The following is a 14,304-nucleotide window of genomic DNA, read 5'->3' on the forward strand; positions in this document are numbered from 1 at the left end:
GCCTGCGGTGCTTGAAATCCGTCACCTGAAAACCCTGCATGCCCTGCGCGAAGCCGACAGCCTGGTCGATGCGGCCGACCGCCTGCACCTGACCCAGTCGGCGCTGTCCCACCAGTTCAAGGAACTGGAAGAGCGCATGGGCATGCCGTTGTTCGTGCGCAAGACCAAACCGGTGCGCTTCACCAGCGCCGGCCTGCGCCTGCTGCAACTGGCCGACGCGACCCTGCCGCTGCTGCGCGCCGCCGAGCGTGATATCGGGCGTCTGGCCGGTGGCACCGCCGGGCGTCTGCACATGGCCATCGAATGCCACAGCTGCTTCCAGTGGCTGATGCCGACCATCGACCAATTCCGCGATGCCTGGCCGGAAGTCGAACTCGACCTGGCTTCGGGTTTCTCGTTTGCCCCGCTGCCGGCGCTGGCCCGGGGTGATCTGGATCTGGTGGTGACGTCCGACCCGCTGGAAATCGCCGGCATCACCTACGTGCCGCTGTTCACCTACGAAGCCATGCTCGCGGTCGCCAATCAGCACGCACTGGCAAGCAAACCGTACATCGTTCCCGAAGACCTGCTGACCGAAACCCTGATCACCTACCCGGTCGAACGCGATCGGCTGGACATCTTCACCCGCTTCCTCGAACCGGCCGACATCGAACCGGCGCAGGTACGCACCTCAGAGCTGACGGTGATGATGATGCAGCTGGTGGCCAGCGGTCGTGGCGTGTGCGGCATGCCGCACTGGGCGCTGCATGAATACAGCTCGCGGGGCTACGTGAAGGGCAAGCGGCTGGGCGAGAAAGGTCTGTTTGCGACGCTGTACGCGGCAATCCGCGCCGACATGCTGGACGCGCCGTACATGCGCGATTTCCTGCTAACGGCCAAGGACACTTCGTTCTCGACGCTGGATGGGGTCAGCGCGGTTCGTTGAGGCTGGCGGTTGGCACGAAAGGCGCGCACCACATGTGGATCTTGTCGAAGTAGTCCTCGCCGACCCGCACCGCCATCGGCTCCAGGCCGAACTGAATGAAGCCGCAGCGCTGGTACAGATGAAACGCCGCGTCATTGCCGGCGGTGACGGTCAATTGAATGACTTTCAGCGCCGGATGCTGCTGCGCTTCACCCAGCACCGCCTCCATCAATTTCAGCCCCAGCCCGCGCTGACGAAACTCCGCCGACACATACATACCGAATACCGTTGCCTTGTGCCGGGCCTTTTCCCGAGGCTCGAACGCCAGACCGACGATGCCCGCCAAACGGCCGTCTTCGAACGCGCCGAACACCGCGTCGAGCTTGCTGGTCAGGCGTGACTCCCACCAGCTCAGCGGCATCACCGCGCGCTCGCGCACACTGGAAGTGAACGCCTGCGGATGCCGGTCATAGGCTTCCAGCATCAGTTCGCGATAGGCCAGCGCATGGCTGGCGTCCAGCCGTTCGATCCACATGTCAGGCGGCCTTGCGCTGTTCAAGCATCAGCCGCACGGCCAGGCCGCCCAGCACAAACCCCATGAAATAACGCTGCGCCGCCAGCCAGGTCGGGTTGTTGACGAACCACGACGCGATGCCAGCGGCGAACAGCGCGATCAACAGGTTGACGCAGAAGCTGACGCTGATCTGGGTCAGGCCCAGGATGATGCTCTGGGTGAACACCGAGCCGTGCTCTGGCGAAATGAATTGCGGAAATACCGAGAGGTAAAACACCGCGATTTTCGGGTTCAGCGCGCTGGTCAGGAAACCCATAGTGACCAGTTTGCGCGAGGAATCCGCCGGTAATTGCTGCGCCTCGAACGGCGAACGGGCGCCGGGTTTCACCGCCTGCCAGGCCAGCCAGAGCAGGTACAGCGCACCGGCCCACTTCAACACTTCATAGGCCATCGGCACCGCGAGAAACACCGCGGTCAAACCGGCGGCCGCCGCGAACAGGTGCACGAAGAACCCCGCCACCACGCCGAGCAGCGAGGTCACCCCGGCGCGGCGTCCCTGGCAGATCGACCGCGAGATCAGGTAGATCATGTTCGGCCCCGGCGTCAGTACCATCAGCAGTGCAGCGGCGGCAAAAATCAGCAGGTCTGGAAGCGGGATCATGACGAAGTCCTTTGTACGAATGATCAGGCGATCGCGGTCAGCGAGGCTCGATAAAACGGCAGGATCAGGTCACGTGTCAATGGGGCGAGAACCACATCGCCGTCAGTAGCCGGGTCGATCCAGATCACCTCTTCGATCTCGGCGGCCGGAGACACTTTGGCGTCGATGGTCAGCTGAAAGATCTCGGCCTGCACGACGAATCCCGGCTCGTTGGCGGCGGGTGCCGAGAACTGGCCGAGAAAGCTCGCCTGCGCCGGATCGATCACCAGCCCCAGCTCTTCTTCCAGCTCACGGGCCAATGCATGCACCGGCAGTTCATGAGGTTCGATCTTGCCGCCCGGTTGCATGAACGCCGTAGTGCCGCGCTTGCGCACCAGCAGGGTCTGGCCGTCGGGGTTGAGCAACAGCGCCGCGGCGATGCGGATCGTGGAGTTATTTGCGGTCGACATGAACGGAAAGCCTTTGACTCAAAAAACGGCAAGCATCACACGCCTGCCGTTCATGAGCAAAGACTCGGCGCCGGAACCTCAGGTCGCTTCCTGGAAATCCATCTCCGGCGGCTGCCGGCGGAAACCACCCGTGAGCACCGCCAGGTACACCACGCCAATCGCCAGCCAGCTCAGGCCCAGATACACCGCCAGGTGATCGAGGCTGACCATCAGCCACAAGTCCGCTGCCAGGCCGATGAACGGAAAGATCAGGAACAGGACCAACTCGCGCAGGCCTTTTTTCTCGCCGCCGATCCAGTAGTGAAAAATCACCGACAGATTGACCAGACTGAACGCCAGGAATGCGCCGAAGTTGATGAACGAGGTCGAGGTGGTCACGTCGAGTTTCAGCGCCAGCAAAGCCACCACCGCACACAGCAGAATGCTGTTGACCGGCGTACCGAAGCGCTCGTGCAAGGTGCCGAAAAACGACTTGGGCAGCACTCCGTCACGGCCCATCGCAAACAACAGCCGCGAACCACTGGCCTGGGCGGACAGACCCGAGGCGAACTGACCGACGATCAGGCCGATCAGGAAGATCGACACGAACAGGTCGCCGCCGATGTTGCGCGCAATTTCGTAGGCCGCCGAGTCGACGCTGTCGAACTGGAACGACGGATGAGCGATCTGCACGAAGTACGACACACCGACAAAAATCAGCCCGCCGATCAGGGTGATCAGCATGATTGCCCGAGGGATGGTGCGACGTGGATCCCGGGTTTCTTCGGTGAGGGTGCTGACCGCATCGAAACCGAGGAACGAGTAGCAGGCAATCGCGGCGCCGCTCATGATCAGCGGCATCTGCATGTCGCCGTTGAAGAACGGTTTGATCGACCACAACGGCGTGCTGGCATCACCACCGACGTAGTGCACGCACAGTGCGACGAAGGCGACCAGCACCAGAAACTGCACCAGCATCAGCAAGGCGTTGATGCCGTTGGCCAGTTTCAGACCGATGATGTTGATCGCGCTGGTGATGCCGATGAACGCCAGTACCCAGATCCACTGCGGGATCGACGGGAAGGCCGAAGCCAGATAGGCGGCGCCGATCAGCCAGATCGCCATCGGCAGAAACAGATAATCGAGCAGCACCGCCCAACCGGCGATGAAGCCAAGTTTCGGGCTGATGGCCTTGCGCACGTAGCTGTAGGCCGAGCCGGCCACCGGGAACGCGGCGGCCATGCGCCCGTAACTCATGGCGGTGAAGAACATCGCCACCAATGCCGCCAGATACGCGGCGGGCACCATGCCGGCGGTGGACTGGGCGAGGATGCCGAACGTGCCGAGGACAATGATCGGCGTCATGTAGGCGATGCCGAACAGCACCACCGACCCTAGCGAAAGGGTGCGTTGCAAACGAGCCATGGGCGACTTACTCCGGATTTTATTGGATTTATGGCAGAGGCCGAGTTCGGCGAATGTTTCGGGTGTTGCTGATCGTTCCCACGTCGAGGCGTCGAACCGTCCGCGTGGGAACGATCGGGTACAACGGGTCAAGGAATCAGCAGCTCGCGTACTCCAGAAGCGTGTTCAACCACCTCCCCCGGCAACCTCAACCGCTGATCATCCAGATACCGATAATCCTTACGCGCCAGCTCTAGCTGGCCGAAATCCAGCTCGACACTGAACCGCCCTTCCTCTCGCCCGGCCTCGAACAGCACCGTGCCCAGCGGATCCACCAGCGCACTGCCGCCGGCGAACATCAACCCGTCATCCCCGGCTTTCACACGGTTGACCATCAGCGCAAACGCCTGGTTTTCCTGAGCCCGGGCCATGATCGCGGTGCGATGAGTCGGGCCGTACGGGTCCATGTTGCCGTTGGTCACGATCAGCAATTCGGCGCCCAGTTGCGCCAGGGCCCGGGCCGATTCCGGGAACTCGATGTCGTAGCAGATCAGCAGACCGACCCGCACGCCGTTCCACAGACACGTGGCGTAACGGTCGCCGGCCTCGAACACACCGCGATCCGACGCCCAGAGGTGGGTCTTGCGGTATTTCAGGGCGATGCCTTCGGGGGTAATCAGCAGCGTGGTGTTGTAGAAGCGGCCGTTGTCGTTCTCGGCCATGCCGATCACCACGGCGAGGTTGCGCTCGCGGGCGGCGGCCTGCACGGCGCTGACGGTAGGGCCGTCTACCGGCTCGGCGATCTGCGCCACGGTGTCAGAAGTCGGGAAGCCCATCAGGTGGGTCTCGGGGAACACGATCAATTGCGTGTCGACGGCGCAGGCCGCAATCGCCGCGAGGGCGCGTTCGAGGTTGTACGCCGTGTCTTTGTCACGGCCCGCCAGTTGGGCGAGTTCGACTTTCATGGGTAGTCCTTGTTATGAGCGCCGGGCGCCGAAAGATTGCCCGGCGGCTGTCTGTGGGCCAGTATGCTTCGCATTCGACCGGCCAGGGAATTACGCGGCCGGGGTAACCCGATAGGGGTAGAGGCATGACTCTTTCGTTTGACGACATCACCTGGCACCGCGCCGTCGGGCAGTTGATCGACGCCCTCGACAAGCCGAATTTCTGGGCGCAACTGGTGCGCCTGCTTGACCAGTACGTGCCGTTCGATAGCTGGGTGGCGCTGCTGTTCAGCGCCGACCGCCACCCGCAGGTGTTCGCCGAATGCCCCGGCGCCGATGGCAGTCCCGATCAACTGTTTCAGGACTACCTGCGCGGTCTGTACCTGCTCGACCCGTTCTACATCGCCTGCCGCGAGCAGTCGCGCACCGGTTTGTATCGCCTGTCGGAGGTCGCGCCGGAGCACTTCGAACTGACCGAGTATTACCAGCGATACTTTCGTCTGAATGTGGTGGCCGACGAAATCCAGTTCAATTGCCAGCTCGAAGGCGACCGCACGTTGTGCCTGTCGCTGGGCAGCCAGCAACGCTTCACCGGCGAGCAGATTGCCCTGCTGTCGCTGATCCAGCCGTGGGTGCTCGGCCTGTTGCGTCAGCGCCTGCCCTATGAAATCAACGAAACCGTGGCCTTGGCCCCGGCGCCTGCGCAACCGGACTGGCGGGTGCAGCTCGAAGCGTCGGTGCAGCAACTCAAGGGCGCGCAACTGACCGCCCGGGAACTGGACGTCGGGCGCCTGATGCTCAGCGGTTGCTCCAGTAAAGAAATCGCCCGTAAGCTGGAAATCTCTGTTGAAACCGTGAAAGTCCATAAGAAACACATGTACAGCAAGCTGGGGATCAAATCCCAGTCGGAGCTGTTTTCGATCTTTTTGCAGGCGCAGAACGCCTGACTGTCGCAAAAAAACCGTCCGAACCAAGGAAACCGTATGAGCCTGTCACTCCTGAGCCGCTACGCCTTCTTTGCCGTCTGCGTGATTTTCACCCTCGCCAGCCTGCCCTTTCTCGAACATGACTGGCTGTGGCCGATCACCGCCGTTACCGGGATCCTGAGCCTGATCGGTCTGTTCGACCTGATGCAGAGCCCGCACGCGGTGCGCCGCAATTATCCGATCCTGGGCAACATCCGTTATCTGGTCGAGGGCATCCGCCCGGAGATCCGCCAGTACCTGCTGGAATCCGACAGCGACGCCCTGCCCTTCTCCCGCGCCCAGCGCTCGCTGGTGTACTCGCGGGCCAAGAATGAAACCGCCGACAAGCCGTTCGGTACCCTGATCGACGTCTATCAATCCGGTTTCGAATTCATCGGCCACTCGATGCGCCCGGCGCCGTTGAGCGACCCGAGCAGTTTTCGTGTCACCGTCGGTGGCCCGCAGTGCACCCAGCCGTATTCGGCGTCGGTGTTCAACATCTCGGCCATGAGCTTTGGCTCGCTCAGCGCCAACGCGATCCGCGCGCTGAACCAGGGTGCGAAACTCGGCAACTTCGCCCACGACACCGGCGAAGGCAGCATCAGCCCCTATCACCGCGAACACGGCGGCGACCTGACCTGGGAACTGGGCAGCGGCTATTTCGGCTGCCGCACCAGCGACGGCCGCTTCGACCCGGAACGCTTCGCCGCCCAGGCGCAGACTCCGCAAGTACGGATGATCGAAATCAAGATGAGCCAGGGCGCCAAACCCGGCCACGGCGGGATTCTGCCCAAGCACAAGGTGACCCAGGAAATCGCCGACACCCGCGGCATCCTGATGGGCGAAGACTGCATCTCGCCGTCGCGCCACAGCGCGTTCTCCACGCCGATCGAGATGATGCATTTCATCCAGCAACTGCGTGAACTGTCCGGCGGCAAACCGGTGGGCTTCAAGTTCTGCCTCGGCCATCCGTGGGAGTTCATGGGCATCGCCAAGGCTATGCTGGAAACCGGCATCCTGCCGGACTTCATCGTGGTCGACGGCAAGGAAGGCGGGACCGGCGCCGCGCCGGTGGAGTTCACCGACCACATCGGCGTGCCGATGCGCGAAGGCCTGCTGTTCGTGCACAACACGCTGGTGGGTCTGAATCTGCGGGACAAGATCAAGCTCGGCGCCAGCGGCAAGATCGTCAGCGCCTTCGATATCGCCAGCGTGCTGGCCATCGGCGCCGACTGGGCCAACTCGGCGCGCGGCTTCATGTTCGCCATCGGCTGCATCCAGTCGCAAAGCTGCCACACCAACAAATGCCCGACCGGCGTCGCCACCCAGGACACCCTGCGCCAGCGCGCGCTGGTGGTGCCGGACAAGGCCCAGCGGGTCTACAACTTCCACCGCAATACGCTCAAGGCCCTGGCGGAAATGCTCGCCGCCGCCGGCCTCGATCACCCGTCGCAACTGTCGGCCAAGCATCTGGTGCGGCGCATGTCGGCCACCGAAATCAAACTGTTCTCGCAGCTGCACGTGTTCCTGAAGCCAGGGGAATTGCTCACCGGGGAAGTGAACGGCGAGTTCTATTCGCGGATGTGGCAGATGGCGCGGGCGGACAGTTTCGAACCGCAGGAAATCGCGGCGGCCTAGACTCTGAACGGTCACCATTGCAGCAAGCGACCGTGGGGCGGTTCCTTCATCACGATGAAGCCGTAGTCGCCAATCAGGTAGAGGCGGTAATAGAGGCTGTCCACCAAGGGTGGATAGCCCATCAGACCGACGTGGGTCGCGTTGCGCCGTTCGCGCTCGGCGACCACGTTGGTGATGCCGGCCGAGGGCAGATTTTCGGCGAGCATGAAGTAATCGATGCTGAGTAGATAGTGCAGCACCGGCAACTGCTTGAACGTACCCACCGCCCCCGCCAGCCAGCGGTCGGAGTACGTCACCGAGATATAAATCCGTTTGGCTTCGCGCAGTTCGCGATGGGACGAGATGTCGTGGTTCAGGCTGTAGAGCGCACTGCTGGCGAAGGTTTTCTCCATCATCAGCACCCGGCCATAAGCGAAGGACAGCGACAGCGTGGCCAGAAGCGGAATCGCCAACACCAAAGGCAACCGTTGATGCAGCGGCATCAACCCCAACCAGGCCAGATAGAACAGCAACATCAGCAGCACGCCGAACCCCATCAGGGTGCGCGCGCCTTCGTTGAAATCGCGAAACAGCAGCGTCATGCCCGGCACCAGCAGCACAATCAGCGGCAATGCCAGCAGGCAGCTGAAGCTCAGGAACAAACCCTTGGCGCGGGACATTTTGCGCTCGCGAATCTGCCGCCCCAATTGCACGGCGCCGAACACGGCGCACAGCACCAAAACAATAAAAACCACCGTGTAGCCGCCGTGAAACAGCAGCGCAACCTTCTCCATCACCCGACCGATATTGATGCCGATCTGCAGCAACGGATCAGCGCTCGCCTTCAGCAATTGCGTGCGCCCGTGGTCCGTGAACGGATAGGCCGTGACGCTGTAAATCAGCACCGCCAGCAGCAGTTGCGCCAGCCGCCAGCCTGACTGGCACCAGAGCGCTGACCACGGCATTCGCCCGTGAACATTCCTGAGCAATTCAAGGCAACACAGCCCGAGAAACACATTGAGACTGATCTGATACAGCCCGATCGCCAGCGCCAGCAACACCGACGGCACCAGCCATCGCTGAATGCGTGAAGCGCCGCAAAAAGTGATCGCGTAAATCACCGCGACCAGACTCAGCGCCATGCCGGCCCCGTCGTATTGATAGGACAGGTTCTGCAGCAGAAACGGGTTGTACCAGAGCGGCAACACCACCAGACAACAGGCCAGCGTCGGTTCGGGAAAATAGTGGAAGGTCAGCCGGGTCAACGCGAACGACATGGCCACCGTGGCGAGTAACAGCGGCAGTGGGAAAATATTCGGCGCAGCGCCGGTGAAGGTCAGCGCCTGATACAGCCAGTCCATGAACAATCGCCCCTGCCCGGCCCAGGCGTTGCCGGCGGCCAGCGTGCGCCAGTTGTCGTCGATGTAGGGGAAGTCGGCGAGGATCAGCGGCAAGATATACAGCAGCGTGGCGAGCAGGAAGAACAGCACGACCTGACGGCGGCCGAGTTCTCTTACGAGAAAATCGCTCATCCTCATACCTGCGCCTCTGTTCACGGCTGCGCTGGAAACAACGTAGATAAACCTTCGAACATGACTCTGAATCAGAAGTCGTTTTTTGCGGCGCTTTCAGACCAGCGGCATCAACCTCGCACCCACGAAAAAGCCCCGGACTTTCGACCGGGGCTTTCGAGTTTCAGGAACAACGAATTACGAAGCCGAACGCACCGCGCCCTGGGACGCATCGCTTGGTTGCAGCTTGAACACGTAGAACAACACGGTCAGCAGCACCAGGAACGCCGGGCCTACATAAAGTGCCACGCGAGTGTCCGGGAAGTACGCCATCAGGCCGACTACCAGCACCAGGAACGCCAGCGCCAGATACGAGCTGACCGGGAACAGCCACATCTTGTACTTCAGGCCGGCCCGTTCGCTGGCGCTCAGGCCTTTGCGGAATTTCAGCTGGGCCAGCAGGATCATCACCCAGGTCCAGATCGCACCGAAGGTGGCAATCGAAGTCACCCAGACGAAGACTTTTTCCGGCACCAGATAGTTGAGCAGCACGCCCAGCAGCAGCGCGAAGATCGACAGCAGCAATGCGCGACGCGGTACGCCGTTGCTCGAAGTGCGAGCAAAACCGGCCGGCGCCTGGCCGTTCTGCGCCAGGCTGTAAAGCATGCGCCCGGTGCTGAAGATGCCACCGTTGCACGACGACAGCGCCGCGGTGATCACCACGAAGTTGATGATGCCGGCGGCGGTCTTGATGCCCAGACGTTCGAAGGTCATCACGAACGGGCTGCCCTGGGTGCCGATTTCATTCCACGGGTAGATCGACAGGATCACGAACAGCGCGCCGACGTAAAACAGCAGGATCCGCCAGAACACCGAGCCGATCGCATTCGGGATGGTCTTCTGCGGGTTCTTCGCTTCACCGGCGGTCAGGCCGATCATTTCCACGCCGAGGTAGGCGAACATCACCATTTGCAGGGACATGAGCACGCCCGTCACACCGTTGGGCATGAAGCCGCCGTGGGCCCACAGGTTGGAAATCCCCAGTGCCACACCGTCGTTGCCGAAACCGAAGGCGATGATGCCGATGCCGCCGAGCACCATGGCGATGATGGTGACGATCTTGATCAGGGCGAACCAGAACTCGAATTCACCGAACGCCTTCACCGCGATCAGGTTGATCGAGCCCATGCTGACCAGCGCCGCCAGCGCCCAGATCCAGCGCGGGACATCGGGGAACCAGATGCCCATGTACACCGCCACCGCCGTGATTTCGGCGACGCAGGTCACCAGCCACAGGAACCAGTAGTTCCAGCCGGTCAGAAAGCCCGCCAGCGGGCCGAGGTAATCCTGTGCGTAACGGCTGAAGGAGCCGGCGACCGGGTTGTGTACGGCCATCTCGCCGAGGGCGCGCATGATCACCAGGATCGCCAGACCGCCGATGATGTAAGACAGCATGATCGCCGGACCGGCCATTTCGATGGCCTTGGCCGAACCGAGAAACAGACCGACACCGATGCAGGCGCCGAGCGCCATCAGGCGAATATGCCGTTCACCGAGTTCGCGTTTGAGCGGGCCGCCTTGAGCGGTTTCGCCATGGGGCGGGTGATTGCCGACTGGCATGGGGGACTTCCTCGTCTTGTTATTGGATGTGACCACCGAGTGTTCAAGCGTCGGCCGATAAGCCTGCGCCTGGGTAAAACCGGCCCTGCTTCGTGGGCAGGATCGTCCCGCAGAAGCAACCTGCGGGATCAGCGGGGCATGCAGTATAAAAAGCTTGCGACAGGTTTTTTCACTCTATAAGGCATCTGATTCAGACGTAAACCTCGCCAAATACAAGGTTTACGAGACAAAACATCCTGCATTTCGAGGATTATTCACCGCGCAAATGGGCGCCGAGTATTGCACAGCAATGGTGCAACGTCATGCCGCGACCAAAGTCGCAGCGGCCTGAAGACCTCTCTGTTCCGGCCTTTTCAGGCTTTCGATCACTTGCAGGAAGGCAGCAGCCAGATTTGCAGATTTGTTCAGGGTCCCGCCTTCACAATTTTTTCACCCGCGCCAACCACCGACTAAGCTTCAGTCAAGTCCGATCAATCTGCGTGAATGGATCAATCGACTATGGGCGCTTTGTGGCAAACCGATTCGAGTGAAAAAGTGGTTCCGACTGAACGTGTGGATGAAGCGCCTGTACCTGAAAAACCCCGTCGTAACCGGCATGGGTGGAAGGCTTTCTGGCTCCTGTTGGTGATCATTGCGATTGTCGTGGGCCTGGCTGCGATGAAGGAAATGCGCACCTCGCGTTTTCAGTCCCGGGAGGTCAGCCAGTACGCCGCCAAGCTCAAGTACGAGTTGCAACCGGGACCCAGTGAAGCGATCCGCTATCCGGGCAACGGGCCATTCGATCTGCGTCTGGGTTACAGCTCGCTGGACGAGTTCCTGCCCCGGCTGATCAAGCGCAACTACGTGATCACCGAGCAGACGCGCTTCTCCCCGGCGCTGCTCAACTACACCGACAAGGGCCTGTTCGTGCCCTACTCCGAAAAGATCCAGGCCGGGCTGTCGATCACCGATTGCCGCGCCGCGCCGCTGTATCAGTACAACTATCCGCAGCAGCTGTACGCGAGTTTCGACTCGATCCCACCGGTGGTGGTCAACAGCCTGCTGTTCATCGAAAACCGCTTTCTGCTAGACCCCAAGCAACCGATGGCCAACCCGGCGGTGGACTGGCCCCGCTTCGGCATGGCCGCGTGGTCGCAGGTCGCCAAGCTGCTGCACTTGCCGGGGCAGTCAGCCGGCGGCAGTACCCTGGCCACCCAGCTTGAGAAATACCGCCACTCGCCCGACGGGCTGACGGTGTCCGGCGCGGAGAAGATCCGCCAGATGATTTCCGCCAGCGTGCGCGCCTATCAGGGCGGCCCGGACACCTTGCCGGCGCGGCAGAACATCATTCGTGACTATCTCAACAGCGTGCCGCTATCGGCGGTGCCGGGGCATGGCGAAGTGCACGGCATGGCCGAGGGCCTGCGGGTCTGGTATGGCGCCGATTTCAACGAGGCCAACCGCAAACTCGCGAGTACCGAAACCGATCCGAAGACCATGGCGGACAAGGGCCTGGCCCTGCGCGAAATGCTCTCGTTGATGATCGCCCAGCGCCGTCCTTCGCATTACCTGACCAAGGGTCGCGAAGAGCTGGTCGAACTGACCAACAGTCACTTGCGCCTGCTCAAGCAGAACGGCGTGATCGACGCCGCCCTGGCCGATGCCGCGCTGGCCAGCACCATCAGCTATCGCGACTGGCAGACCCAGCCGACGATTCAGCCGATCGAAACCAACAAAGGCATCAGTGTCGCCCGCAGCCGGTTGGCGTCGATGCTCAACCGTCCGCTGTACGACCTCGACCGACTCGATCTGTCCGCCACCAGCACCCTGCAAGGCGAGCTGCAAACCCAGGCCACCGCCTACCTGAAAAAACTGGCCGACCCGGCCTACGCGACCGAAGTCGGCCTGATGGGCGAACGCCTGCTGACGCCCACCAGCACCACTCAGGTGCGCTACAGCTTCACCTTGTTCGAGCTGACCCCGGACGGTTCGCGCGTGCGGGTGCAGACCGACAGCACCGACCAGCCATTCGACATCAACGAAGGCAGCAAGCTGGAACTGGGCTCCACGGCGAAGATGCGGGTGCTGACCACCTACCTGCAAATCATCGCGGAGCTGCATGACAAGTACGGCGCCATGACCGTGCCGGAACTGAAGAAAGTCGAGGTGCCGGATCAGGATCGTCTGAGCCAGTGGGTGATCGATTACCTGATCCAGAACAAGGATCACGACCTGTCGAAAATGCTCTCCGCCGCCCTCGACCGCAAATACTCGGCCAGCCCCGGCGAGGCGTTTTTCACCGGTGGCGGCCTGCATGTGTTCCATAACTTCCGCAAGGAAGACAACGGCCGCCTGCCGACCCTGCGCGATGCCCTGCGCGAGTCGATCAACCTGCCGTTCATTCGCCTGATGCGCGATCTGGTGCGCTACACCACTTACTCAGGCCCGAACAACAGCGCCGAGTTGCTCAAGGACGACCGTGACCCGCGACGTCAGGAATACCTCGCCTCGTTCGCCGACCGCGAAGGCACTTCGTTCCTGCTCAAGTTCTGGAAAAAGTACCGGAACAAGGACACCCAGGCCCGGCTCGACACCTTCCTCGACAGCATGCGCCCGACCCCGATCCGCATGGCCGCCGTGCACCGTTACCTGCTGCCCAACGCCAGTCAGGAAGACTTCAATACCTTTGTGCGCTCGCACCTCAAGGGCGTAAAAATCACCGAAAAACTCACCGACGAACGCCTGGAACGGCTCTATCTGGCCTACGGCCCCGGCACCTACGATCTGCCGGATCAGGGCTTCATCGCCAAGGTTCACCCGCTGGACCTGTGGATGATCGGCTACCTGCTCAACCACCCCGACGCGACCTTCAAGGACATCGTCAAGGCCAGCCAGTTCGAGCGTCAGGAAGTCTACAGCTGGCTGTTCAAGAGCAAGCACAAAGGCGCCCGCGACAGCCGGATCCGCACGATGCTGGAGATCGAGGCATTCCTCGAGATCCATCAGCGCTGGCAGAAAGTCGGCTATCCGTTCGATCACCTGGTGCCATCGCTGGCCACCGCCATCGGCAGTTCCGGCGACCGCCCCGCCGCGCTGGCGGAGCTGATCGGCACCATCCTCAACGACGGCGTGCGCATGCCGACCCTGCGCATCGACGGCCTGCACTTCGCCGCCGGCACGCCTTACGAAACCAAACTGGTCAATGACCCTCACGTGGGCAAGCGGGTGATGCCGTCCGAAGTCGCCACGGCGATGCGCGAAGCGCTGTCGCAAGTGGTGGACTCGGGGACGGCCAAACGTGTTTCCGGCAGTTTCAAATTGAACGATGGAACACCCCTGACCATGGGCGGCAAGACCGGTACCGGCGACAACCGGATCGAGGCGATCGGCTCCGGCGGACGGATTCTCAGCTCGAAGTCGATCAACCGCACGGCGACTTTCGTGTTCTACATCGGCGACCACCATTTCGGCACGCTCACCGCGTTCGTGCCGGGGCGCTCGGCGGAGAACTTCAAGTTCACTTCCGCCCTGCCGGTGCAGGTGCTCAAGGGCATGGCGCCGATTCTGATGCCGTACCTGCAACCGGGCAGTGATTCGCAGTGTCTGGCGCCGCAAGTGGCGACGGTGGCATCCGCAGCGGACTGAATTGATCCGGGGTAGTAGTTATGTATTTTATGCATTCCAATATTCAATAAATCAGGTATTAACCCGACACTTCGGCAGCAGGCTTTTAAACTAATTAATCCGCTCATTGAAC

At 61.7% G+C, this 14,304-nt stretch carries 11 protein-coding genes; 4 read left to right on the forward strand and 7 right to left on the reverse strand.

Annotated features, from left to right (window positions below; all coding sequences use genetic code 11):
• The first annotated feature begins 7 nt into the window (after nucleotides 1-7).
• Complete coding sequence (gene metR, locus AC0R79_RS24655; protein ID WP_007953158.1) at nucleotides 8-925, forward strand: transcriptional regulator MetR; 918 nt, start codon at nucleotides 8-10, stop codon at nucleotides 923-925.
• On the opposite strand, the gene AC0R79_RS24660 is transcribed toward metR, so the two are convergent.
• From AC0R79_RS24660 to AC0R79_RS24680, 5 genes are all read right to left on the reverse strand, one after another.
• Nucleotides 909-1,439, reverse strand: coding sequence for a GNAT family N-acetyltransferase (locus AC0R79_RS24660; RefSeq protein ID WP_179693877.1), 531 nt, complete (start codon nucleotides 1,437-1,439; stop codon nucleotides 909-911). The two genes, metR and AC0R79_RS24660, sit on opposite strands and share 17 nt — an antisense overlap.
• A 1-nt stretch (nucleotide 1,440) precedes the next feature.
• Nucleotides 1,441-2,079, reverse strand: a complete 639-nt coding sequence (locus tag AC0R79_RS24665; protein ID WP_007953155.1) for a LysE family translocator — start codon at nucleotides 2,077-2,079, stop codon at nucleotides 1,441-1,443.
• A gap of 23 nt (nucleotides 2,080-2,102) precedes the next feature.
• Nucleotides 2,103-2,528 (reverse strand): NUDIX hydrolase, encoded by a 426-nt coding sequence (locus tag AC0R79_RS24670; protein ID WP_375747821.1) that lies wholly within the window; start codon nucleotides 2,526-2,528, stop codon nucleotides 2,103-2,105.
• A gap of 78 nt (nucleotides 2,529-2,606) precedes the next feature.
• Nucleotides 2,607-3,932 (reverse strand): APC family permease, encoded by a 1,326-nt coding sequence (locus AC0R79_RS24675; RefSeq protein WP_474731988.1) that lies wholly within the window; start codon nucleotides 3,930-3,932, stop codon nucleotides 2,607-2,609.
• Nucleotides 3,933-4,060: 128 nt separating this feature from the next.
• Nucleotides 4,061-4,876 (reverse strand): carbon-nitrogen hydrolase family protein, encoded by an 816-nt coding sequence (locus tag AC0R79_RS24680; RefSeq protein WP_474731990.1) that lies wholly within the window; start codon nucleotides 4,874-4,876, stop codon nucleotides 4,061-4,063.
• Nucleotides 4,877-5,001: 125 nt separating this feature from the next.
• Here AC0R79_RS24680 and AC0R79_RS24685 point away from each other — a divergent pair, with 125 nt between their 5' ends.
• Both AC0R79_RS24685 and AC0R79_RS24690 read left to right on the forward strand, forming a co-directional pair.
• Nucleotides 5,002-5,802: a helix-turn-helix transcriptional regulator gene (locus AC0R79_RS24685; protein WP_011335770.1), complete on the forward strand. Its 801-nt coding sequence runs from the start codon at nucleotides 5,002-5,004 to the stop codon at nucleotides 5,800-5,802.
• Nucleotides 5,803-5,838: 36 nt separating this feature from the next.
• Nucleotides 5,839-7,458 carry an FMN-binding glutamate synthase family protein gene (locus tag AC0R79_RS24690; RefSeq protein WP_474731992.1) on the forward strand — a complete coding sequence of 540 codons (1,620 nt, stop codon included), beginning with the start codon at nucleotides 5,839-5,841 and terminating at the stop codon, nucleotides 7,456-7,458.
• Between the two features lie 11 nt (nucleotides 7,459-7,469).
• Here the strand turns inward: AC0R79_RS24690 and AC0R79_RS24695 are convergent, their stop codons facing one another.
• On the reverse strand, nucleotides 7,470-8,975 hold the full coding sequence (locus AC0R79_RS24695) for a glucosyltransferase domain-containing protein (protein ID WP_474731993.1): 1,506 nt from the start codon (nucleotides 8,973-8,975) through the stop codon (nucleotides 7,470-7,472).
• Nucleotides 8,976-9,146: 171 nt separating this feature from the next.
• On the reverse strand, nucleotides 9,147-10,568 hold the full coding sequence (locus tag AC0R79_RS24700) for an amino acid permease (protein WP_115079077.1): 1,422 nt from the start codon (nucleotides 10,566-10,568) through the stop codon (nucleotides 9,147-9,149).
• Nucleotides 10,569-11,066: 498 nt separating this feature from the next.
• Here AC0R79_RS24700 and AC0R79_RS24705 point away from each other — a divergent pair, with 498 nt between their 5' ends.
• On the forward strand, nucleotides 11,067-14,192 hold the full coding sequence (locus AC0R79_RS24705) for a transglycosylase domain-containing protein (protein ID WP_474731995.1): 3,126 nt from the start codon (nucleotides 11,067-11,069) through the stop codon (nucleotides 14,190-14,192).
• Nucleotides 14,193-14,304: the final 112 nt, after the last annotated feature.

Source organism: Pseudomonas sp. HD57-3 (assembly GCF_056113135.1).